Below are 24,789 nucleotides of genomic sequence, written 5' to 3'. Positions count from 1 at the left end.
CGCGATGCGTGTCATGTATTTTCGCATTGCTATTCCCCTTGTGTGCAGGCTGAATTGTTCTTTGGCTACGGGCACCATTTGCTCCAGAGGCTGCTGTCCTCTTGCGGGGCGATGGGATATGACGGCTATGAGTGACCTTGGCCGATCGGCTCACGTCAGGGAACGTAACTAACTGTAACCTACGGGCTAGTATTGGCCCAGCGCACTGCGGACCGTTCAGTCCGCGACGCCATCGACAAATGGCGGTTGGCACGCATACGAACGCCGCCTAACATCTTGCCGTCCGACCATGTTCGTCAGAACGTCCGCAACGACGGTATGATGTCCGGTTTGCCCCGAGTTCGGATGACGTGGACAGGACCGCGCAGCTCTATGGCGTGTACCTCACGCCTCCAAGGGGGCCTTGCTCTTTTTCAGGGTTTGGTTTGCCTGATGAGCAGCGGCCGCAGTTTCCCCGCCACTCTCGACGTGAACGGTGGGAACCGCAATCTTGATACCGTTTTCCGCGAATGCCGCCTTGATCATCATGTATGCGCGGCGCTTGATGCCGAATTGGGTCCCGGGCTTCGTCGTCAGCTTCATCCTGAGAACGATCGCATAGTCCCCGAAATTGTCGATGCCCTGCATCTTGAGCGGCTCGATCGTGTCAGCCGCAAATTCAGGATCGGCTGCCAGTTCCTGGCCGATCTTCTTGATGAGCTTGCGCGCCAGGTCCACGTCGGAATCATAGGTCACGCCAATCGTGATCTTGTCGATCACCCAATCCCTGCTCATGTTCTGGACCGCCCCGAGCTCACCGAACGGGACGGTATAGATGGGGCCGCGATGATGACGCAGACGCACCGACCGCAGGCTGAAGGATTCGACCGTGCCTTTGTAGCTGCCGCTCTGGATGTATTCACCGACCCGGAAGGCGTCGTCCATCATGTAGAACACGCCGCTCAGCACGTCCTTGACCAGGGTCTGCGAGCCGAAGCCGATGGCGATGCCGAAGATGCCGGCACCGGCAATCAGCGGGAGTATCTGCACGCCGAGCCCAGCGAGGATCGTTAGCACGGTGACCGCGGCTATGAACACGGCAAGGGTGTTGCGGAATATCGGCAACAGCGTGCGCAGCCGGCCGCTGCGGGCCAGCTGGTCGGCGCTACTCCCATCCGCCGACGCGAGGTTCATGTGATATTCGATCAAGGCCTTCGACAGTTGCCAGAGCAGGTCGGCGATCAGCAAAATGATGATGCCGTGCAGCAGCCCGGTTATCAGGAAGCCGTCGGTTTCGCTGAAGGTGAGGCTCGCGGCCCTGATCCGCCAGATATGGGCGAGCCATGCGACCGCCGCGGCAATGACCGCCGCCCTGGCGCCCCTGACAATGAGCACGTTGAGTACGACGCCCATCGCGCCGCTGCGCTTCGATCTGCCGGCGAAGGCCTGTGCGGCGGCGCCGACGCCGCGCAATGCTGTCGGCAGCACCAGGGCGAAAATCCCAAGCCACAGGACGCCGAGCAGGCCGGCGACCCAAGCCCCCCAGAGCGCGATCAGGAACAAGGTGAGAAACGACTGCTTGACCAGAGAGCCTCGGCCGTCAGGCCGTTGCCAAACGACCTCGATTGCGGTCACCAGAATGCCAAGCCCGAACAGGAAGGCGGCGAGCTCCGCGACCTCTTGAGAGAAGCCCAGGCCAGGCATGAGGCTGTCGATCGCCCAGCCGAACAACAGGAACCCGGCCACAAGGCTGACTCGCCACCGCCAGAAACGGGTCGAAGCTTCGTTTTCGAAAAGCGGACTCGGCTTGTCCGAGGGGTCGCTCGTCGCACCGCCGAACGCAAACAGCAATCGGGCTGCCGTGCGAACGATACGGAACGCGATGAACGCAAGAAGCAGGGTCAGAATGATCCTGCGGAGTAAAGGTGGCCATCCGAGTGCCAAGAACGAACCGGCGCTGGCGAGCGCAAAAGTCAGCAGGGCGACAGTCTCGAAGAGGATCGCTTGTCCGGCGTCTTCCTGAACAACCGCGCTCCTCGTCCTGGCGAGCGCTCGTCGGACCGCCCACTCGGCTCCGAAACCGACCGCGATCAAGACCGCCAGGATGCCCATAACCAGCCCTGGCCTGCCGGTGTTCACGTCACGCGAGACGACGTCGGCGGCGCGCGACAGTTCTTCCGGCAGGCGCGGGATCGCGGCGCCGAGCGCGCCGATACGGGCACGAACACCCGCCTCCATCCTCAAGATGTCCTCGGAAATGGACAGGCCGGGCTCGTGCGTGGCCGCTGGACTCTTTCCCTCGAGCCATGCCTTTAGTTGCGGATCGGACAAAAGCTCGAGGAACTGCTTTGCCTTTTCGGGCGGAAGGTCGGGGGAAGGCTGTTGAGCTAGCGAAGTTCCCTGCAAGAGCGCTAGCAAAAGCGCGACGACAACTGGCAAGAACCCGAGCCGTAGCTTGTTCTTCATGAGTGCCTCGAGTTTTGAATGCCGCAGCTGCACATGTTGGCTCCTCGCCCTTTTATGGGCAACTGTTCTGGGTGCATGCTACGTCTCCGGGGAGAGTGGCTGCAAGCTAAGGGCGCAGTCAATTATGGTGTTCGCCGCTTACGGTCACAAGCAGAGATCGGTTGGCGTCGCAGCCCTTGCCAAAGGCCGACCGGTCGTTTCTGCCCCAGTCGTTGTACTGTCATTGGAGGCCCTCTCGCTTTGGGCGGCTACGATCAATTCACGTAGACGACGACGTAACGGCCGCCATAGGGCTGGTAGTATGTCCCGCCGCACTGCCAAACCGTAGCGCCGTTGATGCTAATCTGAGAGCAGGCGGGGGGGAGCGCCGCCACGTATATCGTCGAGCGGCGGACGACCCGGCGCGTTGTACGCCGCGCAACGCCGGCGACGCTGCCGGGCGTAAGCGGCCTGCCGACGCGCGCTTCCGCGCTGGAGACTATCGACCCTGCCGGGATGAAGTTCCCCCCCATTAGGCCATCGGTTACAAGAAATGCCGTCATAACAACGGCGACCGAGAGTTGATTACGGAGCATACGCCGCGCGTTCATTTGCTGCCCTCCAGTACAAGTTCGCCGACCTCGTCGGAGTCTATCCGCTCCAGCTTTTTCGCGTTGGCCGGAGGCTTGAACGAAAACAACTTGGCGTCGACCTCACCGGCTTTCCAGTTGCTGAACCGCAACGAATATTGCGGCGCGCCCGTCACCCATTTGGTGGTGACCACATATTTGACAGGCAGTTTCTGGTCGCCTTTGCTGATCCAGATCTGCCAGTCCACGGCGTCATTGCGAAAAGCCAGTTGATCGCATTCGACGCCGCCGACAAAGGCATCGCCGACCAGTCTCCCCGACGTAACGCCTTCGGTCAAAACGGCATAAGGATCGGTGACTAGAAAATCGGCGCCCGCGACGTCGAGCCCGGTCGACACCCTGAATTCCTCGACCGCCTCATCAATCGACGCGCCAGGACTGTCCAACTGCGCATAGACGTTCATGCCCTTGCCGTGGACAGAGATTACCTTGCCGTCAAAGGTGAGTTCCACGTCGGCAAAAGGGCCTTTGCGGGTCATGTGGAAGCCGTCGCCGCGGGACGCCTGGACGGAGCCGGAAGCGCTGTACTGCAACTTCTGGCCGGCCAGATCGACGATCTCATGATCGGTGTCATAGTCGACCGTGAACGCCTGCAAGCTTTTGAGATGGTTTGTCATGGCTACAAGGATACCGTCAGCATCGGCGTCGATGACGTTCTGACCCCACGACGGCGAAACGGAAAGTGCCAGCCCGATTGAGATTGCCGCTATTCCGATAGATCGCGGCCGCGATCTAAGGTGCGACTTCAAGATTGCCTGGTTCATGTTTCATCTCCAATCCAGTGCTCGGCGATTCTTGTTCGGGAGCGTGATCCGGGTTCGCTTCGGCCCAACAGCGTAGGCCCGCCGTCAAACTGATCGGTTGGCTACAATCATCGACGCCGAAAAGTTTGAGGCGATCGGATTCGACAGTTCTTGGCCAGTTCTCTACTGCTTATCAATTTTCGGATCGCAAAATTCGGCATGCGGAAGGCGTCGCTGAATATGCCTGCTCCCTGCCAGGAGGTTTGCCGTTTGCTGCCATAGTGCCATCACCTATGCGCTAGAATGCGCATAGTCTTTTTGATGGTGCCAGTATCACTATGTAAGTTACGTAGGCTGACTGTTGCTGGCGAAGCTGTATCCGCCCATGGCCGAGGATTGACACGCTTGTGGCAGGCGGTCCCCAACAACCCGCAACGCCTTCCCGAACCAACCAAGCTATTGCGCGATATCGCCACCGGGGCTGGACCTACCCTGCGGCTCATTGTCGTGTCGAGCTAGACCGTATCCTTGACAGCCCCGCCTTCGACGCAACCGAGCGGATTCTGCCCGTAGGTTACCGTTAATTACCTTCCGCCCCGAGCGGCAATAGGCAAACCTCACGAAAGACGATTTTGTCGAAGGCATGTTTGATGATGGCGCCCCCGAGGGGCGCTGACCTGGAGGAGACATCAAACTATGACCAATCTTGCCTACGCCGCTAAGCGCTACCTGTTGTCCATCCTCCTGTTACTGGGGGTCGCTGCCTCTGCCACCGCGCAGAACGCCGATCAGCTTCCATCTTGGAATGACCGAAAGGCCAAGCAGTCCATCGTCGCCTTCGTCGAACGCGTGACTGCGGAAGGCGCGGCAGACTTCGTGCCCGAAGCAGAGCGCGTCGCCGTCTTCGACAATGACGGCACGCTGTGGGGCGAGCAACCGCTGTACTTCCAGCTCCTGTTCGCACTCGATCGGGTCAAGGCAATGGCGCCGCAGCATCCGGAATGGAAGGACAAGGAGCCCTTTGCCTCGTTGCTGAAGGGGGACATCAAGACTGCGCTTGCCGGTGGCGAGCCGGCTATCGTGGACATCGTCATGACCACGCATTCCGGCATGACCACCGACGAATTCGACCAGATCGTCCGCGACTGGGTTGCCAGCGCCAGGCACCCGAAGACCGGCCGGCTTTATACGGAAATGGTCTACCAGCCGATGCTGGAGCTGTTGACCTATCTTCGCGCCAACGGTTTCAAGACTTTCATCGTCTCCGGCGGCGGCATCGATTTCATGCGCCCATGGACGGAGAAGGTCTATGGCATACCGCCCGAGCAGGTCGTCGGCAGCAGCGGCAAGACCAAGTTCGAGATGCGCGACGGAACGCCGGTGCTCATGCGACTGCCGGAAATCAACTTCATCGACGACAAGGCCGGCAAGCCCGTCGGGATCCACCACCACATCGGTCGGCGGCCGATCGCCGCCTTCGGCAATTCCGACGGCGATCTGCAGATGCTGCAATGGACCTGTTCCGGTCCGGGACCGCACTTCTGTCTCTACGTGCACCACACCGACGCGGATCGCGAATGGGCCTACGACAGGGATTCCTCCATCGGTCGCCTGGACAAGGGTCTCGACGAAGCCGGAATCATGAGCTGGACAATTGTCGATATGAAAGCCGACTGGAACAAGGTGTTCGCGTCCGAGCCTTGATCCTTATCGCGGCCTGAAGCGCGCTGCATTCGAAGAGGAAGCGACACGAAGCCATGACAAGCCTTGCCGAATGGCCAACACGTGGCAGGGCGAAATCCCGTGGCGGAATGTCTGCGAGGAACCGCCGCGTTGCACGCAGAACGTGACAAATATTGCCAAAAAGGCCCGGCGCAAAGCCTGCCCGGACAAAGACAGACAGGGAGGATCGAAGCATGACGGGCAATGACTTGTTGAAGGTCGGTGCGGCGGCGCTGACGCTGCTGCTTGCCGGGTTTGGTTCGGCGCACCCTGTCCTTGCACAAGAACAGGTCGCGGCGGCTGACGCTTCGGGCGATGCGACGACTTCGCCGGAGCCGCTGAGCGCCGACGAGATGGAGGTGCTGGTCGCGCGGATTGCGCTCTACCCGGACGAGCTGATCGCCGTGATCACCGCGGCTGCGCTCTATCCGCTGCAGATCATCGAGGCGGCGCGCTTCCTCGACCGTTACGAGAAGGACAAGAGCCTGAAACCCAAGGAGAGCTGGGACGGTTCCGTGGTGTCGCTGCTCAACTATCCCGACATTGTGAAGATGATGAGCGACGACCTCGAATGGACGCAGACGCTCGGCGATGCCATCGCCTACCAGCAGAAGGACGTGCTGGTTGCCATCCAGCAGCTGCGCGACGAGGCGGTCGCCAAGGGCGTCATCAAGACCGACGACAAGATCCAGGTGGTCAAGGCGAACGACAACATCGTCATCAAGTCGGCGAGCCCCGAAGTGATCTACGTCCCGCAATATCCGCCGCAGATGTTTTATGAGCCGGATTACGTGTGGGAACCGATCCGCTATTATCCCGATCCTTACCCATACTATGTGTACCCGGGGGCGACATTCTTCGCCGGGGCGGTGACCGGCGCCATCTGGGCCGCCGCCGTCGACTGGGATGATTGGGGCGTGTGGGGTGGCCGCTGGAACGGCAACGACATCAACATCGATTGCAACAACTGCTTCAACAACCGCGACTTCAACGGCAATATCAACATCAACGACGTCGACTGGAAGAATGTCGATCGCAGCAAGATCAAGATCGACCGCGATCAGTTGAACAAGTTCGACCAGAACAACATCAAGAACAGGATCGAGAAGAATGGCGACACCGCCATCCGCGACCGCGCCCGCGACATCAAGAAGAACGACAGCCTTGCCAACAGGGTGCCGGGCAAGACGGCTGCAACGAGAGACATCCGCAAGAGCACGCTCGACGGGCTGAAGGCCAAGCCCGCCCAAGTGACCCGCCCCGCCAAGCCCGCCAACATCCAGAAACCTGCGGCCAGGCCTACCGCCAATCGCCCGGCGGCGAAGCCGGCCAAGGTGAACCGCCCAGCCGGCAAGCCGAAACCCACGGCAAGGGTCGACAACCGGCCGAAGAAGCCGCCGGGGCTTGGCAACGTCGATCGCGGCAAGGCGACCAAGGTCAGCTCCAACCGCGGCCACCAATCGATGGGCGGCGGCAGCCGTGGCGGCGGCCACAAGCAAATCAAGCGCCCCAGTGGCGGACGCCGGCGTTAACGGAACGGGAGGACAAGATCATGATACAGATGTTCAGCACCACCCGTCACGCGGGACTTTTGCATACCATCCTTCTCCGCTCAGTCTGTGCCGTGGTGCTTGCAGCCGGCATCGCTGTCTCGCAGCCGGCATCCGCGCAGGAGGCGCCGCAAGCGCCGGAGATCACTGCGTTTGCGGCCGCCGCCGAGCCGCCCGTCTTCGACACGCCGGAAGCGGCGGTCGAGGCGTTCAAGAAGGCGCTGGACGACGCCGGCAACGGTGCGGTTGCGGCCCTTCTCGGCCTCGATGCGGAAAAGCTGAAGGCCGACGAGAATTCGGACGAGACGCTGGCGGCGATCAAGGAGGGTGTGGCCAAGCAGCTTGTCCTCGATGGCGAGGGCGACCGCCGCACGCTGCAGATCGGCGACAAGCTGTGGCCGCTGCCTTTTCCGATCGTCAAGGGCGAGGACGGCAAGTGGGCTTTCGACACCTATGCCGGGCTCGAAGAGATCGTGAACCGGTATGTTGGCGAGAACGAGCTCACCGCGATCGAGACGATGCGCGCCTATGTCGACGGGCAGGAGGACTATGCATCGCAGGACCGCGACGGGGACGGCGTGGAAGAGTTCGCGCAGAAACTGATAAGCTCTGAAGGCGCGACCGACGGGCTCTACTGGCCGAGCGACGGCATCAACGGCGAGAGTCCGGCCGGTGGCAATATCGATCAGGCCGAGCTCGAGGACGCGGCCAAGGGCGAAGGCTATTTCGGCTACAAGTACAAGATCCTGACCGGCCAGGGCGACCATATCGCCGGCGGCGCCTACGACTACGTCATAAACGGCAACATGATCGCCGGCTTCGGCCTCATCGCCTGGCCTGCCAAATACGGCGAAACCGGCGTGAAAACCTTCGCCGTCAACCAGCACGGCGTCGTCTACGAGACCGACCTCGGCCCAACCACCGAGCAGATCGTCAAATACATCGACCGCTTCAACCCGGACGATACCTGGCAGGTCGTGGCCGACTGAAAGAAAAGCGTTCTAGGCAAGAACACGCAGCAAGAGGTCTCGTTGCGGTTTGTCCGTTCGCAGGGTGGAGTTCTTCCTTGGCTCTTGAGGAAGGCCGGACTCACCTCAACGACCGACTGTTGCGCTGGCCGAGCAGATTCTTCCCGTAGGTTACCGTTAATTACCTTCCGCCATGAGCGGCAATAGGCAAACCTCACGAAGGAGCAACCTACCTGCACTCCGAAGATATGTGGCAAGCGCGCCGCCAAAGGGAGATCACGATGAGCGACGGCAACCGAAGCGTTCTTCCGATTCCGACACGTCCGCGAACCGGTCTCATCACCTACGACGCCAAGGATCCGGAATCGAAGTATCCGGTCATCGAGCAGCTGCGTCCGCCAAAGGGCGCCCCGAACGTCTTGGTGATCCTGCTCGACGATGTGGGCTTCGGCGCCTCAAGCGCCTTCGGCGGTCCGTGCCAGACGCCCAACGCCGAACGACTGGCTGCCGGCGGTCTCAAGTACAATCGCTTCCATACGACAGCTCTTTGCTCGCCGACGCGCCAGGCGCTGCTCACGGGTCGCAACCACCACTCGGTCGGCATGGGCGGCATTACCGAGATCGCCAGTGGCTCGCCCGGCTATTGCTCGGTCCTGCCGAACACGGCTTCTCCACTGGCAAAGACACTGAAGTTGAATGGCTATGCGACCGCACAGTTCGGCAAATGCCACGAGGTCCCGGTGTGGGAAACGAGCCCGGCAGGCCCGTTTGACGCGTGGCCCACCGGTGGCGGTGGCTTCGAATATTTCTACGGCTTCATCGGCGGCGAAGCGCATCAATGGTATCCGTCACTGTATGAGGGCACCACGCCGATTGAAGTGCATAAGACGCCGGAAGAGGGCTACCATTTCATGGCGGACATGACCGACAAGGCGATTGCCTGGGTCGGCCAGCAGAAGGCGCTTATACCAGACAAGCCCTTCTTCATGTATTTCGCGCCCGGCGCAACCCACGCTCCCCACCATGTTCCGAAAGAGTGGGCGGACAAGTATAAGGGCAAGTTCGATCAGGGCTGGGACAAGCTGCGCGAGGAGACCTTCGCCCGCCAGCTCAAGCTCGGCGTCATTCCTTCCGACTGCCAGCTGACGCCGCGTCACGAGCAGATTCCTGCCTGGGATCAAATGCCCGAGGAGATGAAGCCTGTTCTGAGGCGTCAGATGGAGGTCTACGCCGGATTCCTGGAATACGCCGACCACCACGTCGGGCGGCTCCTCGACAGCCTCGACCAGATGAAACTGACCGATGACACGCTCATCTACTACATCATCGGCGACAACGGCGCTTCGGCCGAGGGAACGCTGATCGGCTGCTATAACGAAATGGCCAATTTCAATGGCCTGGCCGCTCTTGAGACACCACAATTCCTCATGGAGCGGCTGGACAAGCTCGGCGGACCGGACTCCTACAACCACTTTGCTGTCGGCTGGGCGCACGCCATGAACACGCCTTACCAGTGGACAAAACAGGTCGCTTCGCACTGGGGCGGGACCCGAAACGGCACGATCGTGCACTGGCCAAACGGCATCGCAGGGAAGGGTGAGGTCCGCTCCCAGTTTCATCATGTCATCGACGTCGCACCGACCATACTGGAAGCAGCCGGGCTCCCCCAACCACAGGCGGTAGACGGTGTTGCTCAGATGGCGATCGAAGGCGTCAGCATGCTCTATTCGTTCAACGAAGCGAAGGCAGCGGAGCGGCACGAGACCCAATACTTCGAGATGTTTGGCAACCGTGGCATCTACCACAAGGGTTGGACCGCGGTGACGCGGCACAAGACGCCGTGGCTGCTGCACGGAGAGACGGTCCCCGCCTTCGACGACGACGTCTGGGAGCTTTACGACACCAGCAAGGACTGGAGCCAGGCCAACGATCTGGCAAAGCAGATGCCGGACAAACTGCATCAGCTTCAGCGCCTGTGGCTGATCGAGGCCGCCCGTTACAATGTGCTGCCGCTGGACGACAATGTCGCCGCTCGCTTTGACTCTGATCTGGCGGGACGGCCGGTTCTGATCAAGGGGAAATCCCAGATCCTGTTCGGAGGCATGGGTCGCCTTTCGGAGAACTCCGTCCTCAATCTCAAGAACAAGTCGCATTCGGTGACAGCCGAGATCGTGGTGCCGGAGGGAGGCGCTGAAGGCGTGATCATCTCGCAGGGCGCCAATATCGGCGGCTGGAGCCTCTACGCCAAGGGCGGCAAGCTCAAATACTGCTACAACCTGATCGGCGTACAGCATTTCTTCGCCGAATCCGCCGATGCAATCCCGCCCGGATCGCATCAGGTCCGCATGGAATTCGCATATGCGGGGGGCGGTCCCGGCAAGGGCGGCACAGTGTCCTTGTTCATCAACAGCAAGAAGGTCGGAGAAGGCGCTGTGGGCGCAACTGCGCCATCGGTCTTCTCGGCGGACGATGGCTGCGATGTCGGTTGCGACACCGGAGCGCCCGTTTCGCCGGACTACGGCCCGCGTGGAAACGCGTTCAATGGAGTCATAAAGGGCGTGCAACTCGCCATTGGCGAAGACGCCGAGCATGCCGACCACCACGTCTCGCCGGAAGAGGCGCTTCGCGTCGCACTGGCGCGGCAGTAAGGACGTCGTGTTACGGAAGGGCGGCGCCGGCAACGGCGTCGCCGTTCCAGGCAACCGTCTTCGCAAGAGGGATGAGCACGAATGGCAATCGAAGACATTCTGCAACGTTTTTGGGAAGACCTCGTCGCAAGGCCGAGTGGGCCCCTGGCGCTCAGATTCCTTCTTCAGCCGGTGATGGCGACTTTGTTCGGGATACGTGACGGCATCAAGGACGCGCGCGACGGGCGCTCGCCTTATTTCTGGACCGTCCTGTCAAAGCCTGACGAGCGCCGCGCGCGCCTTGTCGAAGGGGTCAGATCGACGGGCAAGGTTATGGTGCTCGCCGTGATCCTGGATGCCGTCTATCAAATCATGCAACTGGGCACCTTCTATCCGTTTGAAGCTGTGGTCGTGGCGATTGTTCTCGCCTTCGTTCCCTATCTCCTGATCCGGGGCCCGGCGGCGCGCATCGCGCGCTGGTGGAGCAGCGCTCGTCTCGGACCAAAATCGTGAATGATCAAAAGCCTTGGGGCCAATTTCGTACGCTGAAACAATGTCGATGAATAGGGATTCAAGGGGATCAGAATGGTGAGCCAGCCCGCGGATGAGAACCCGCCAAGATTTGAAGTCCATGTGACATCGGACAGTCATTTCTCTTGGCTGCGTACGCGTCTCAGCGTCGAGCGCACGCTGATGTCTTGGGTGCGAACGTCCGTCTCGCTTATCGGCTTCGGCTTCACGATCGTCCAGTTCTTCGAGCGTTTTCAGGACATGCAAGGCGTCGCCCCGGCGCTGCGCCCGCAGTCGCCGCGCGTTCTCGGCCTTGCGCTCATCCTCGCCGGCGTGGGTGCGCTTGCTGTCTCGCTGTGGCAATACCGATCGCTACTTCGTTATCTGTGGAGCAAACAGTTCGCTCAGCTCGCCGGAGTGGACGAGGACCCGCACAAGACGCCGCTCTTTGCCGTCACGATCGTTCTGTTGCTCATCGGCATTTTCACTTTCATCGCCGTGCTGTTCCGGTTGGTCTGAAGCCAAGGATGGCGCAGCATCCGAGCGGCAATACGAAAACATAGGGAGGAGACGAAAATGGCAGACAAGAAACCGAACGTTCTCATCATCTGGGGCGACGACATCGGCCAGTTCAATGTCAGCGCCTACAACCAGGGCATGATGGGCTACAAGACGCCCAACATCGACAGCATCGCCAAGGAGGGAGCGCTGTTCACCGACTGGTATGGGCAGCAGAGCTGCACCGCAGGTCGTGCGGCATTTATCACCGGGCAGTCGCCCATCCGCTCCGGCCTCACCAAGGTCGGCCTGCCGGGAGCGCCCGAGGGCATGAAGAAGGAAGATCCGACGATCGCCGGCCTGCTCAAGAACCACGGCTACATGACCGGGCAGTTCGGCAAGAACCACCTCGGCGACCGTGACGAGATGTTGCCTTCGAACCACGGTTTCGACGAGTTCTTCGGCAACCTCTACCACCTGAATGCAGAGGAAGAGCCGGAAAACCCCGACTATCCGAAGGAATCGGAGTTTCCGAATTTCAAGAAGAACTTTGGTCCGCGCGGCGTCATTCACAGCTTCGCCGACGGCCGCCTCACAGACACGGGTCCGCTGACCAAGAAACGCATGGAGACCTTCGACGAAGAGGTATCCGCCAAGGCGATCGACTTTATGGAGCGCGCCAAAAAAGCGGACAAGCCGTTCTTCCTCTGGTGGAATTCCACCAAGATGCATATCTTCACGCACCTCAAGAAGGAGGTGCAGGGAAGGACGGGGCTCGGCATCTATGCCGATGGCATGGTCGAGCACGACCGTCAGGTCGGCGAGATGCTGGCCAAGCTCAAGGAACTGGGTCTCGATGAGAACACCATTGTAATGTACTCCACCGACAACGGCTCGGAGTCCTTCTCCTGGCCCGACGGTGGCACGACGATGTTCCGGGGTGAAAAGAACACCAATTGGGAAGGCGGCTATCGGGTGCCGTGCGCCATTCGCTGGCCCGGCGTGATCGAACCCGGCACGGTCATCAACGATGTCGGTTCGCATGAGGACATGCTCACGACCATCCTGGCCGCGGCTGGCGAGCCTGACGTCAAGGAGAAACTCCTGAAAGGTCACAAGGCCATGGACCGGGACTACAAGGTCCACCTCGACGGCTACAACCTCATGCCCGCATTGAAGGGCGAGGCCAAATGGCCGCGCAAGGAGTTCATCTATTGGACCGATGACGGCAGCGTCGCCGCCCTGCGTTACGGCAACTGGAAGGCTACCTTCCTGCGGCAAGACGCGCACGGCCTGCACGTTTGGCAGGAACCCTTCGTGGCGCTGCGTGCACCGATGTTGACCAATCTACGGATGGACCCCTTTGAACTCGCGCATCAGATCGGCATGGACTATGGCCGCTGGTTCGCCGAGCACATGTTTATGATCGCACCCGCGGGCGCCTTCGTGGGACAATGGCTGCAGAGTTTCCGCGAGTTCCCGCCGCGCCAGAAGCCAGGAAGCTTCAATCTCGACCATGTGATGGAAGCGGTGACCGCCACAGGCGGAGGCGGACACTAGCGCCGTTGGCCGGGCGGCGGGCATCCCGCCACCCGGCATTGACTGCCGAGCGATTAGGACTGACAAAAATATACTTGCGAGAACGCGATGAAGGAGTGGCTAACCGCCATGACAGAGCGCCATGGCGCTGCCTATGATCGCCTTCGGTAGCTGGGACGACACAAAAGGTGCTATGTTGTGAATGACTCTGTTGATCTGACCACGCGTGACCGACACATCGGCGTGCCGCCTTTCGAAGGCATGCTGTGGATCCCCGGTGGCACTTTTTTGATGGGCTCGGACGAGCATTACCCGGAAGAGGCGCCGGCGCACCGCGTCAAGGTGGGTGGCTTCTGGATGGATCGCCATACCGTAACCAACCGCGAGTTCGAGCGTTTCGTAGCAGAGACCAGCTATGTGACGCTGGCTGAACGTCCGGCAGATCCCGCAGACTACCCCGGAGCGATACCGGAACTCCTGGTGCCGTCGTCCTCCATGTTCAAGAAGCCGGCTCAGAAGGTCGACATACGGAACTCCTACAACTGGTGGGTATATGTAGGCGGCGCCAATTGGCGCCATCCGCGCGGCCCAGCGAGCTCCATCAAGAAGCTGGGCGACCACCCAGTGGTCCATGTTGCGTTCGAGGATGCCGAAGCCTATGCGAAATGGGCGGGCAAGGAGCTGCCGACCGAAGCCGAATGGGAGTTCGCAGCCCGCGGTGGACTCGACGGCGCCGAATATGTCTGGGGTGACGAACTGACGCCAGGTGGCAAGCACCTGGCCAACACCTGGCAAGGCGAGTTTCCCTACGAAAATCGCAACGAGGATGGCTACGAGTGGACGGCTCCGGTCGGTTCGTTCCCGGCCAACGGTTACGGGCTCCACGATATGGCGGGAAATGTCTGGCAGTGGACTACGGACTGGTATCAGGAGCACTCGCGGATCGACAGCCCGTGCTGTACGATCGACAATCCGCGGGGTGGCCAGCGCGAAGCCAGCTTTGACCCCCACACCCCTGAGATCACGATCCCACGCAAGGTAACCAAGGGCGGCTCTTTTCTATGTGCACCCAATTACTGTCGGCGGTATCGGCCTGCAGCGCGCATGTCGCAGCCGGTTGATACTTCGACCTGCCATCTCGGCTTGCGCTGCATTGTTCGTTCACGCTCGGGGGAGTGATGGAACAGGCATTTGCCGTCGTTACCGGGTATGCCGTCCTGCTTATCGATGCAATCGCCCTCATTGCAATCGTATACGGAACAATCGAGGCATTCCTCGGCGCGCTTCGAACGATGTTAGTCCCTTCGGGAGCAACCGAGGGACGCGTTGTCTGGCTGCGCTATGCTCGCTGGCTGGTTGCCGGCCTGACCTTCCAGCTTGCGGCCGATATTATTGAAACTTCGATTGCACCGGGCTGGGATGACATTGGACGACTGGCGGCAATTGCCGTGATCCGAACGTTCCTTAACTACTTCCTCGAGCGGGATTTGGTCGAGGTGCGGACATCTCAGCCAACCTGACAGGAGCTATCGCAAGGCAAGGAGAATCTGGATGCTGAGATGCGGAATCCGTATCCACCCTGGTCGCGATTGTCATTCTAGCTCTAGAAAAGCAGTCCCTTCAGTCCTGCCAAGATTTCCGCCATGGGTAGCGCCAGGAATACGACCGGAACGAACGGGAGCAGCAATGCGATGGCGAGCATGGCGATGCTTTTGAGGTCGATCGGGACCAAGCGCAGCGCGTAGACATTTGCGACGATCGCGTACAAATCGGTAGTCGCCGAGAAGTCTGGCTTCTCGAGCGCGGACTTATCGACAGGTCTGTCGCGCCCAAGCCATTTCTCTTCGAATGCCGCCCCGACCTGGGTGGCAAGAGCGCCGTATTCGAATGAGCCGCGCTGCAACGCCCTCATCAGCATCGGCGTAAAAAAGAATAATGGCGCGGCGAACAAGCTGCCAACCGCCACCAGGAGACCGGCACTGAAGATCGTGTGGTCTCTCGGCAGCGCCCCGTCGACAAAGACAATATTCGCCGAACGGCCCGCAACGATCGCGGCAAGCGCCATCGCTAAGAGGGAAAATGCCCGCAGAGAATATCCCAGCACGGCAAGGCCCGCTGCGCCATCCGGATGGGATGCCAAGAGGCGGAGGTCGAGCCGGGCGATCCGCCACAGAAGATGCGCCCACAGAGCAAGCCTCCACGTCCAGCCAAGGAGCAAGGTCAGGAGCAAAGGGAGGCTCACCAGCACGTGCCACCAGCCGGCTGGCGAGAAGGCAGGCGCGGAGCCGCCGGTCTTGTGCCAAATCGGAATCTGATCGAACGGCAGCGAAAAAACCGCCGCAGACATGAGGAGATAGGCCAGAGCGATTGCGATAATTTCTGCGGCGCGCGAATTGAGCTGCGCTCGGGTCGATGCGACGGCAGCGTCATATGTCCCACGGTCCCGATTGGTTACAAGCCCGGCGTCAGCAAAGTGCCGTACGATCGCATTGAGCCTTGGTGCGCACAGCGCTTCGGCCAAGACGAGTAGTGGTGCGGCGATCAGGTACCGCGCGTGCATACCCGCATCCCAAAGGAGCGGCGTAATTCCGCCTGTGTGCATAGTCACATTTTGAATGCCGGCTAAAACGAGAAGGGGCGCCCAGCCTACCGCACCGACGATCATCGCCCGGCGGCCAACATTCAGTTGACTACCCCTGACGAGGCCCAGACGTCGCTGGAGCCCGACAGGCGGACCATTCTCAAACAGTACTTCGTTTGCGTGCAGAGCTTCGTTCATTTGCATGCGCACATCTGCTCCCGATCCCGACAGCTCGGCTCATCAGCATCGAGATGTTCCCGGTTGGCTTTACGGCTCCAGGAGAATTAGTTCATCGATCCCAGCGAGAGTTTAAGCTGATCTGATTTCCGTTCGTCCAATTCCTGGTCCGATCGACCTTCTCCCGCGATCTCATCGGCTCGGAAGGCGCAGGGAGAGGCCGCCGGACGGTTCCTTCGGCCTCCCTTCCCGCGGTCAACGTCAGTCAACGGCGAAGGCCGCTGCCGCCAGCTTCTCCAGATCGAGGTACTGGCCCTTTTCGACAGTGACGCCGACGAACAGGATATTGCCTCCCTTGAATTCCCCCGGGGTCTTGTAGTCTTCGCTGACCGCATCGCCGCTGTCCCGTCCGACGCAAAGCCCATCGCCGGACAGGGTGAACTTGCCGGGTTGGGTACGCATATCACCCTGCGCCTCGATCTTCTCATTGACGTAGAGCGTCGTCTTGCCGAGCGACTCCCCGTGCTTGCCGGCTTTGTCGCGGATGAACTCCATTCCGAGCGTGTACTTGCCCGGCTTGAGCTCGCTCTCCGACACGAACGCTTGCTCCGGCTTGATGCCGAGGAAATTGTAGACGTAGTGGAGCTTGCTGTCCTTGACGAAGAGTGCATGACCGCCGAAGCGCGAGCCGTGGGCGAAGATGACGCCAGAACAATCCTTGTCGACGATCTCGACGTCGGCGACGATCTTGTAGGATCGGCCACGGACGTTGGCGGCGACACCCTCCGGCACCGGCGACGTCCCGGTATAGTAGATGTAGCGCTCGCGCGGAGGTTCCTCCGTCGGCCGCTCGACGTTGAGCAACTCAGTGGCGCTGCGGTCGTCGAGCGGAAGCACCTTGTTCTTCTCGGCCTCGTCGAACCAGGTTTCAATGAGCGCCTTGAGTTTCTCGGGATGCTTCTTTGCAAGGTTGGTCGATTCGGAGCGGTCCGCGTCGACGTGGTAGAGTTCCCATTCGTCCTTGTCGAAATGACCCTTGCCGGTCAGTGGCACGTGAAGGGCAGCGGCCTTCCAGCCGTCCTCCCACATGCCGCGGGTCCCGAGCATGGCGTAGTACTGGCGTTTTTTCGTCGTCTTGCCGTCGGGCTCGGCGCTGAAGCTGTAGCGCATCGAGACGCCGGAGAGCGGGTACTGCTCGACTCCCCGGTAGGTCTTGGGCATCTCCAGTCCGCAAACGTCCAGGATCGTCGGCACGATGTCGGTCGAGTGGTGATACTGGTTGCGCACCTCTCCCTTGGCTTTGATACCCTTCGGCCAGGAGATCACCATCGGGCAGCAGGTGCCGCCGGCATATTCCGAGTAGCGCTTGAACATCTGGAATGGAGTTGACGTTGCTGCTGCCCAACCTGTCGGATAATGGCCATATGTGTCGGTGCTGCCCAGCACCTTGAGATACTTGAGGTTCTCCGACAACTCGTCTGGATAGCCGTTGAAGAACTTGTTTTCATTGACCGAGCCACTTGGGCTGCCTTCGCCCGAGGCGCCATTGTCGGAGCAGTAGAAGACGATCGTGTTCTCCAGCTGGCCGCTCTGCTCGAGATAGTCGATCAGCCTGCCGACCTGCGCGTCCGTGTATTCCGAGAAACCGGCATAGACTTCCATCATGCGGGCGAACAGCTTCTTCTCCTCGGCATTGAGCGAGTCCCACGGGCGCACGGCGTCGCCCGGATTGGCCACGTCCGCCGGCAGCGGGTTGATCGGCGTAAGCTTGGTGTCCTTAGGTAAAAGGCCCTTCGCAATCATGCGCGGCAGCACCCATTCCCGATAGGCCTCGTAGCCTTCGTCGAACTTGCCCTTGTATTTGTCGATGTACTCCTCGGGCGCATGGTGCGGCGCGTGGTTGGCGCCGGGGCAGAGCCACATGAACCACGGCTTCGACGGGTTCGAGGCCTTCTGGTCGCGGATCATATGCAATGCGTGGTCGACCAGATCCTTGGACAGGTGATAGCCGTCTTCGGGTCCATAGGGTTGGTCGATGAACTTGTTGTCCTCGATGAGGTCAGGGTACCACTGGTTGGTTTCGCCGCCGATGAAGCCGTAGTAGCGGTCGAAGCCCTTCTGCAACGGCCATTCGGAGCGGCTCGCGCCGGATGCGATATCCTGCTCAGGCACGTTGTGGTTCTTGCCCAGCCAATAGGTGCTCCAGCCGGCATCCTGAAGGACCTGGCCGATCGTCGCGCATTCCGCCGGGAGGCGGCCGCTCCACCCTGGAAAGCCCTGCGCTCCTTCCGTGATGCAGGAGCATCCGTTGAGGTGGTGGTTGCGCCCAGTTAGGAATGTCGAGCGGGTCGGCGAGCAGAGCGCCGTCGTGTGCCACTGCGAATACATCAGGCCGTTGTCGGCAAGCTTCTGGAGCGTCGGCATGTTGATGCCGCCCCCAAAGGGCGACCAAGCCGCGAGACCGGTGTCGTCGTAGAGGATGATCAGAACATTCGGGGAACCTTCCGGCGCCCTGGGCAGCGTGAATGGCCCCCAATCCGGTTTGGAATCACGAACATCGAGCTTGATGACGCCGTTGAATGGTTTCTTGGTCATGATCTTCTCCCGTTGTCAGTCGGTTGTAATCCCGCCCAGATCTTTGCCTCAGCGTCAGAGCGCTCGGAGCAGCACCGCGAAGAATGCGAAGAGCCCGTCGACGAGGCCGCGGCAATGCCGCGCGCCAGCGCTTGTCGTACGAACGTGAGGTTACCGCGTGGACGGCAGTGGGGGAATGTAAGTTACGTGGTTGGCTGGGTAAGACAGCTATGTCGATCAAAGATCGCCGGCTCGGTGCGATCCGAACCACCACGTGATTGCCGGTGACTTTTCCGGCGAAGCAGGAAGCAAGATCGAGGCTGAACGCGAGCCTGCCCAGCCGCGCAAAAATGCGCTCGATCTGGTGAAGAACAGCCGAGAGGGTTCGATGAGGATAGCTGCTTCGACGGACGTCGAGTTCTTGCTCGGCTTGCTGAAAAAGCAGGGTTCACATCGAGACTGACTTTCGAATTCTCCAATACAGTAAGTTACCTTCCGCGCAGAGAGGCTATGTCTCGACGTGACCTGAGAGCGACAAGTCGGAAGGTGACGAGGATGAGAACCCCGACGCATTCGATCTCAGTCCCGACGCGAGGAGGGAAGCACTGCGTGAAGGAAGCCCTGCACGCACACGAAGCACTGTTTGAGAATGGTCCGCCTGTCGGACTCCAGTGGCGTCTCGGCTCCGCCGAGCTATCCCAGATAATCACTTTGAGCCGGTAGCCGGAGCAAAAAGTATGGGCGCCGGCGAGAAAGACCGCAAGGATGAGTGGCCTTACGAGCTTAACCGAACGGCTTCCATCGTTGGCCGGAGTTAGGAACTAAGCTCAATCGAACCGAAAATAGTAGTAAAGCCAGGCACATAGCTATATTTCTGGCGGAGGGAGAGGACCTGAAATCCAACCTTCTCCACTGGCGATTGCCGCAATCCTCAACAGGGCGGACTGAGGGAAACCGTCTCGGTCAAAGCCGCATTAAACCACGTTCGGCAGTCTGCCCCTGATTTGACCGCATGCGACGACCATCTAATCGAGGCGATCGTTGAAGTCGCTGCTGCCCTGGGCCTGTTCGTGGCTTTCGAAAGTCGCGAGTAGCCGGTCATCAAAGCCCTCGCTGGGTGAACGCTTGATCGACCATCGCACCTGCAAGTGCGGCGGGCTCATTTGTTTCCGTGTGGAACACTGGCACCGGGCAGGACGTTCTCGTCCTGCCGCAATATTTCTGTGGTCATAGAAATGCTGCGAGATCGGATTGTCCCCTCCGATCAGCCCGCGACCTCTCCCGGAGGCGCGGGCGTTTTTCGCGCTAGGTGCGACTAGCTCCTGGTATTTCGTCGAGGAGAGTTGGACTGTTGCTCACAGGCATCTGGCCGTCGGGAGTAAGCTTGTCCACCGCGTCGGGCAGTTCTCTTGTGAGCCGGTCGAGAAGTTCGTCGCGGGACAATCCGGTTTGCTCCGCGAGATCGCTCAACGTTTGCGGGTCGATCGCTTTCTCAACCTGATCGCGCTGAACGGGGCGATTTGATCCTTTGCCGACCCAAGAATCAACCTGATCGCCCGCACCCGCATTCCTGAGACGGTCCAGTATATCGCCGAGGCCGCCGGGGGAGCCCGCGCTTTTGGGATCTGTCGAGTTCCTACCTGCGATTAACTCCCCGATCTTGTCCCTATTCTTGTAGGCAAGCAGGCCGAGTAAGGCTATGGCGACTTTTCCTATGTCAAGGCTCATTTCGCATCTCCTTCCATGAAGAAGGGACAAGGCATGCGGCTTTGAAAGGTTCCACTGTATTGCTACTGGGCTGATTTACCGTTCGGTGAGCCGAGCGATTGCGGCTTCGCGGTCGGCTTCTGGCGGGACTCCAGCACGCGCGCCCCGCGCAGACTGATGGACGATCCGTGATGCCAATCGTCTCGATCGGTTCGCGCGCTTGAGCTTGCGCCAATCCTCCCAACGAGGAACTCGACGGGTTCTCCGATCGTTGAATGCCTTTGATCGAGCCGCCGTCATGCCGTCCACCTCGATACGCAAAACGGAATACGATCCGGAGCGCAAAGTCCTTTCGGTGTGGTTCGTGGCCAGCGGTAAATGCTACCAATTTGAGGAAGTGCCGCCGGATACCTTCGCCGCGTTCAAAGCCGCCTTTGCCAAGGGCCGCTATTTCAACGACCACATCCGCAATCACTTCCGGTATCGTGTGGTTGCGACCGGCGATGATGCCGGATGACGTCCTATGGACCACGCCCGTCATTCAGGCTGGTGGCGACGCTATGAGGTGGTAGAAGACTCGTCCGACGACCCCGGCAAACGATCGCGAATGGCTTCCTCGGTTCGCTTTGCGGTCGATTCCAGAACTTTGCCGACCTTGCCTGCTAGCGTGTCGGCATCTCCACCCGAGCCTTGCCGGTCGGCCTCTTCCTTGACCGTTTCGTAGGCCTCGGCGGCAACTTGCTTTGCTTGCTCCAGGCCCGTTTCGAGAACCTCCTCCGCACTGTCGCGAATTTTGTCGCGGTAGGCGCCAAGTTGCTCGTCCTCTGTGGCTGTGTGGGGCAGCATCACCCCGATAGCAGTGCCTAGCGCAAGGCCGACTGCGGCGATAGCCAGCGGTTCGCGCTCGAAGAGGTCCTGTGCCGATTGGCGCGTCCGAGCCGCTATCTCGCTGGCGCTTGAGCCGAGCTGGCCGGCGGTTGTTGTCATCCTCTCCTTGGCACCCGTCACAGCATTTGTTGCAGCTTCGGCCGCGCCGCTTGCAGCTGATGTAACCGAACCGGCGGTATCGGAGATCATCGCCCCGATTCCGGACCCTTCGTTGCCCTGGCTGAAATCATCGCCGCTCAGGTCGGAGAAAGCGTCAGGAGCCGTTCCTGTCCGATAAGCGGCGGCAGCTGAACTAGACGCTGACGTGCCGTTGCCGAGCATCAGCCAGGCCAGGCCGGCTCCAATCAACGTCAGCGGCAACGGGTTGTCCCTGACTTGCGACTTGAGGTTGCCAAGCATGGCGGATCCTTCGCCGGCGAACATTCCGGTAAATTCGTCGATCAATTGACCCGGTGTCATCTTGCTGCGGATCGAATCGGCGGTGTCTGCTACTTTCGCCCGGGCGATGTCGGCATCGCGTTCAAGCTCGGCTGCGGATTTGTCGCTCATCTGATTTGATCCTTGATCACGCGCGCGTCGCGCTTGAGTTGGTCTTGTGTGCGATCGGGCATCAGCTCGGAAGGAGCCATGCTTTTCGTGCCAGAGCGCAAGAGAATGATTCCCAGTATCGCGACGACGATCCCGACCAGCAGCGAGGACCATCCCGCTCCCAAGCCGGCACTCGCCAGGGCGATTACGAGTGCTTGCAAAAGCACTATCAAGGCCGCGAGAAGGCATATCGCGCCGCCCAGAACCTCGGCGGCGCCTGCGCCGGCCTTGCTAATTTTTTCCGAAATTTCGGCCCGCAACAGCCTACTTTCGGTTTGAAGCAGGGTTGTGACCTGCTGTGCCAGATCGCTGACGAGGGTTGCGAGGCCGCGACTTTCCTGATTGTTGGTCATGGGTTCTGCTCCAGGCTTGCGCCAGCCCAGTCGTCGCCGGCCAAGTCATCGCCGGCCCTGTCGTCTCTTGGCTGGTTGAAACGGGGCGGCGTCGCTTCAGATGCGTCTGCCGACCGCGTTCCGTTCTCATCCGAGTTCGAAACCGTTTCTGAACCCGCGCCTGTTTGCGATCGTGTCTGTGTTTCGGTCGGGGCAGTGGGCGGCGAGCTCTTGATAAACCGTCCCAGCGCCAAGCCTGCCAATACTGAACCGGCGATCAGCGCCCCTGAGTTTTCGCGGCCGAACGACCGCATCTCGCCAAGAACATCTTCGAATGGTTTGTCCTTCAACGAAGATGAAAGGCGTTCAAGTCCGCCGGCGGCATCAAGGGTGAGCTTCGAAGCGGTCCGTTGATCATTATTGGCCAGATGCTCGCTTGCCGCTCGCAACGCTCCGCTAAAAGCTTTTAGGTTGGAGCTGATATCGCGCTGTGTTCCCTCGGCCTTGTTGAATAATTCCTGCTTCGCTTCCGAAGCGTAATCGCCCGCCTTCCTGGTGAGTTCATCGCGAGCGTCATGTAGCGCCTCTGTCGCGGTCTGCGTTTCCTGCTGGAACCGTTCGGACAGTTCGCTTTTGGCTGTTTCGAAATCGGCCGGCCTACGGCCCTGATCGTCTTCGCGCTGCATGGTATCTCCTAATGGAATCCGAGGAAGGAGAGGATCGCAAGCACGACAACGACAAGGCCGATGAGATAAATGACACTGTTCATGGTGGCAATCTCCTCCACTGGCTAACGAACTTGCCTGCGGCCAACAGGTTCCATCACTTCAGGCTAAATTAGCAACAGCGCACTAATCGGTGAACTTGGTGAACTCTCTTTGGGAAGTTCGCACACGCCGTGTGCCAAGACGCGGACCCAGGCGGCCGTGCGGACATTGGTCCGCGCCTCTGCGCATGGGCTTCAAGGGCTTATGGTCAGGCTAGTATGCTAGTATAATGAAGCACCACGCCTAGCTCGCATTAAGATCAAAGCGCACCGGAAGGTTGTAGTCTATTGCACGGTCAGCAATCATGTTCGCTAGGTCGGAATCAGAGATCGAACATGCCGGAACAATCTGTTTGAGCGCCTTAACGGCGAGCCCCGTCGATATGAAACTATGGCGCCGCCTCCGAATATTTACATACTGTTCGATGAGGTTTTCGAGGTCACGCATGTGCAATCCTTCTTGGTCGTCATCTGTGCCTATTGAACCAAGCAGTAATCGATCCGGAGCGAGGGCTCATTCACATTGTTTAATTGGCAAGAAATCTTGATGCCGCATTGGCGCGCTGGCGCGTCCCGGCCGAGGCGGTCACCGCGGTTCATGAAAGAGATTTAGGTAGGTCGCATCAAAGTCGGCCAGCAACGCCAATCGCTGGAAATCCAGGATAACAATCCTCCTGTCTTTCCAGCTAAGCAGGTCGCTCGCTCGAAGTTCCTGTAGCGTCCGATTCACGTGAACTACTGATAACCCAAGCACGTCGCCCAATTCCGCTTGCGTCAGTGGAATCGCGAACGTCTGGTCAGAGGCCAATCCAACTATTTCTAAGCGGACATACAACTCGCAAATTACATGTGCGAGATGCTGTTTGGCGGAGCGACGCCCGAGGCAGGTTATCCAAGTTCGTTGGATCGAGGCATCGATAGTGGTTGAAAGCCAGAGCATCCGGGTGAGATGTGGACTTTCACCCATTGCTGCGAGCAGGTCTTTGTGTCGAATGAAAACTACATCGCACGAGCCCAGGGCGCTCACGCTGTGATCCATCACTTTTAGCAGTAAACTATGCAGATCGACAAAGTCTCCCGGCACGTGAATTGCCGTTATTTGACGCTTATCCCGAATAGCCTGGTTTCGAACTGCGAAACCATTCGCGACAAGACAGCTTTCGGCCGGGCGGGAACCCTCCCTGACGACCTCTTCATCGGGTCTGAAAGTTACCGGCCGGACCGGAAGAGCCTCAATAAGCGCGATCTCGTCTGGCGGCAGGGTGTCGCGGCGGTCGAGCATGCGAACCAAGAGGTCTTTGCCGAACATCGCGGCCCCTTTTGACTAGATCAGGAATTGAGTTCCAGCGACTCGTGCCTCGGCTGGTCGTGCCAGATGACCTGCCGCAGGTCCCGAGCATCTACAACTTTGCCGCCTCTCGAACCCAGATAGAAATGATCGCTCTCATGCTCGACCTCTTCGCTATGTAGCTTGCCTGTAATGGGCGGCCCTAGTTGTGAAAGGTTGGTCATTGTTCGAGAATCGTTCTTTTTTTGAGTCACGGCGTTCCGAGCCTCCCAGCCTCCCGACACAGGGTCTCGCGACCATTACCGTGCTTGCCAAAAGGTCGCGGATCCTGCGGTATTGAGAGGCCGAACTTAGTGGCGAAATAGCAGAACTCATATTTTTCGTCACCCGCGACGCGTTTCCGCCCCAGAACCTCGATTGCACTTGTCGTCGGCCATTTTGATTTCCTCCCTGGCTGGCCTTCAGATCAAGCGCAACGCGGATCAGCAACATTTGTTGCCGCCTTCCATTAGAATCACGTTATGTTCCGTCTAGCTAATATATACCGCCGACCCAGACTCGATCAGGTGGGCAAACCTGTGAGTGCCGCGCCGGCCGGCTCAAGTTCATTCCGCCGATGCCTACCTGGTAGCCAAGCCGCCCCAAGGTGACGACTGG

22 protein-coding genes are annotated in these 24,789 nt (G+C 59.8%); 11 read left to right on the top strand and 11 right to left on the bottom strand.

What is annotated here, in order from left to right; genetic code table 11:
• Positions 1–384: 384 nt before the first annotated feature.
• The 3 genes from EOC94_RS30325 to EOC94_RS30315 all read right to left on the bottom strand — a co-directional run bounded on the left by EOC94_RS30325 (position 385) and on the right by EOC94_RS30315 (position 3,838).
• A complete protein-coding gene (locus EOC94_RS30325; protein ID WP_127295183.1) occupies positions 385–2,445 on the bottom strand; it encodes a mechanosensitive ion channel family protein in 2,061 nt (686 codons plus the stop codon).
• A gap of 254 nt (positions 2,446–2,699) precedes the next feature.
• Complete coding sequence (locus EOC94_RS34880; RefSeq protein ID WP_245465687.1) at positions 2,700–2,987, bottom strand: hypothetical protein; 288 nt, start codon at positions 2,985–2,987, stop codon at positions 2,700–2,702.
• Positions 2,988–3,031: 44 nt separating this feature from the next.
• Positions 3,032–3,838 carry a DUF2092 domain-containing protein gene (locus tag EOC94_RS30315; protein ID WP_127295179.1) on the bottom strand — a complete coding sequence of 269 codons (807 nt, stop codon included), beginning with the start codon at positions 3,836–3,838 and terminating at the stop codon, positions 3,032–3,034.
• Positions 3,839–4,513: 675 nt separating this feature from the next.
• On the opposite strand from EOC94_RS30315, the gene EOC94_RS30310 reads away from it, so the two are divergent.
• From EOC94_RS30310 to EOC94_RS30270, 9 genes are all read left to right on the top strand, one after another.
• Entirely contained in the window at positions 4,514–5,521 is a 1,008-nt protein-coding gene (locus tag EOC94_RS30310) for an HAD family hydrolase (protein WP_127295177.1), read from the top strand.
• 212 nt (positions 5,522–5,733) lie between these two features.
• A complete protein-coding gene (locus EOC94_RS30305) occupies positions 5,734–7,071 on the top strand; it encodes a DUF3300 domain-containing protein (RefSeq protein WP_127295175.1) in 1,338 nt (445 codons plus the stop codon).
• Positions 7,072–7,091: 20 nt separating this feature from the next.
• A complete protein-coding gene (locus EOC94_RS30300) occupies positions 7,092–8,078 on the top strand; it encodes a DUF2950 domain-containing protein (RefSeq protein ID WP_245329951.1) in 987 nt (328 codons plus the stop codon).
• A gap of 260 nt (positions 8,079–8,338) precedes the next feature.
• Positions 8,339–10,705 (top strand): arylsulfatase, encoded by a 2,367-nt coding sequence (locus EOC94_RS30295; RefSeq protein WP_126106616.1) that lies wholly within the window; start codon positions 8,339–8,341, stop codon positions 10,703–10,705.
• Between the two features lie 81 nt (positions 10,706–10,786).
• Positions 10,787–11,197, top strand: coding sequence for a hypothetical protein (locus EOC94_RS30290; RefSeq protein WP_095486772.1), 411 nt, complete (start codon positions 10,787–10,789; stop codon positions 11,195–11,197).
• Between the two features lie 72 nt (positions 11,198–11,269).
• Complete coding sequence (locus EOC94_RS30285) at positions 11,270–11,713, top strand: DUF202 domain-containing protein (protein WP_126106617.1); 444 nt, start codon at positions 11,270–11,272, stop codon at positions 11,711–11,713.
• Between the two features lie 57 nt (positions 11,714–11,770).
• Positions 11,771–13,252: an arylsulfatase gene (locus EOC94_RS30280; protein ID WP_095486770.1), complete on the top strand. Its 1,482-nt coding sequence runs from the start codon at positions 11,771–11,773 to the stop codon at positions 13,250–13,252.
• Between the two features lie 240 nt (positions 13,253–13,492).
• The gene (locus tag EOC94_RS30275; RefSeq protein ID WP_127295189.1) at positions 13,493–14,410 is read left to right on the top strand and encodes a formylglycine-generating enzyme family protein; all 918 of its coding nucleotides are present in this window, start codon (positions 13,493–13,495) and stop codon (positions 14,408–14,410) included.
• Positions 14,410–14,751, top strand: a complete 342-nt coding sequence (locus tag EOC94_RS30270; RefSeq protein ID WP_127295173.1) for a DUF1622 domain-containing protein — start codon at positions 14,410–14,412, stop codon at positions 14,749–14,751. The genes EOC94_RS30275 and EOC94_RS30270 overlap by 1 nt, the downstream gene beginning before the upstream one ends.
• Before the next feature lie 83 nt (positions 14,752–14,834).
• On the opposite strand, the gene EOC94_RS30265 is transcribed toward EOC94_RS30270, so the two are convergent.
• On the bottom strand, positions 14,835–16,016 hold the full coding sequence (locus EOC94_RS30265) for a hypothetical protein (protein ID WP_127295171.1): 1,182 nt from the start codon (positions 16,014–16,016) through the stop codon (positions 14,835–14,837).
• Positions 16,017–16,250: 234 nt separating this feature from the next.
• Positions 16,251–18,584 carry an arylsulfatase gene (locus tag EOC94_RS30260; RefSeq protein WP_127295169.1) on the bottom strand — a complete coding sequence of 778 codons (2,334 nt, stop codon included), beginning with the start codon at positions 18,582–18,584 and terminating at the stop codon, positions 16,251–16,253.
• A gap of 253 nt (positions 18,585–18,837) precedes the next feature.
• Here EOC94_RS30260 and EOC94_RS30255 point away from each other — a divergent pair, with 253 nt between their 5' ends.
• A complete protein-coding gene (locus EOC94_RS30255) occupies positions 18,838–19,026 on the top strand; it encodes a hypothetical protein (RefSeq protein WP_095486766.1) in 189 nt (62 codons plus the stop codon).
• An 842-nt stretch (positions 19,027–19,868) separates the two neighbouring features.
• Here the strand turns inward: EOC94_RS30255 and EOC94_RS30250 are convergent.
• The gene (locus EOC94_RS30250; RefSeq protein ID WP_127295167.1) at positions 19,869–20,291 is read right to left on the bottom strand and encodes a YidB family protein; all 423 of its coding nucleotides are present in this window, start codon (positions 20,289–20,291) and stop codon (positions 19,869–19,871) included.
• A gap of 277 nt (positions 20,292–20,568) precedes the next feature.
• Between EOC94_RS30250 and EOC94_RS30245 the strand changes: the two genes are divergently transcribed.
• Positions 20,569–20,787: a KTSC domain-containing protein gene (locus tag EOC94_RS30245; RefSeq protein ID WP_095486909.1), complete on the top strand. Its 219-nt coding sequence runs from the start codon at positions 20,569–20,571 to the stop codon at positions 20,785–20,787.
• Between the two features lie 41 nt (positions 20,788–20,828).
• On the opposite strand, the gene EOC94_RS30240 is transcribed toward EOC94_RS30245, so the two are convergent.
• The 5 genes from EOC94_RS30240 to EOC94_RS30220 all read right to left on the bottom strand — a co-directional run bounded on the left by EOC94_RS30240 (position 20,829) and on the right by EOC94_RS30220 (position 24,153).
• Positions 20,829–21,707, bottom strand: a complete 879-nt coding sequence (locus EOC94_RS30240; RefSeq protein WP_127295165.1) for a hypothetical protein — start codon at positions 21,705–21,707, stop codon at positions 20,829–20,831.
• Positions 21,704–22,099, bottom strand: a complete 396-nt coding sequence (locus EOC94_RS30235) for a phage holin family protein (protein WP_127295163.1) — start codon at positions 22,097–22,099, stop codon at positions 21,704–21,706. The genes EOC94_RS30240 and EOC94_RS30235 overlap by 4 nt, the downstream gene beginning before the upstream one ends.
• Positions 22,096–22,764, bottom strand: a complete 669-nt coding sequence (locus EOC94_RS30230; protein WP_127295161.1) for a hypothetical protein — start codon at positions 22,762–22,764, stop codon at positions 22,096–22,098. The genes EOC94_RS30235 and EOC94_RS30230 overlap by 4 nt, the downstream gene beginning before the upstream one ends.
• Before the next feature lie 324 nt (positions 22,765–23,088).
• Positions 23,089–23,292, bottom strand: a complete 204-nt coding sequence (locus EOC94_RS30225) for a hypothetical protein (protein ID WP_127204572.1) — start codon at positions 23,290–23,292, stop codon at positions 23,089–23,091.
• 138 nt (positions 23,293–23,430) lie between these two features.
• Complete coding sequence (locus EOC94_RS30220; RefSeq protein WP_126106625.1) at positions 23,431–24,153, bottom strand: Crp/Fnr family transcriptional regulator; 723 nt, start codon at positions 24,151–24,153, stop codon at positions 23,431–23,433.
• Positions 24,154–24,789 lie beyond the last annotated feature (636 nt).

This window comes from Mesorhizobium sp. M6A.T.Ce.TU.016.01.1.1, assembly GCF_003997065.1.
Taxonomy (GTDB): Bacteria; Pseudomonadota; Alphaproteobacteria; order Rhizobiales; family Rhizobiaceae; genus Mesorhizobium; species Mesorhizobium mediterraneum.
This window is presented reverse-complemented; position numbering and strand designations above follow the sequence as displayed.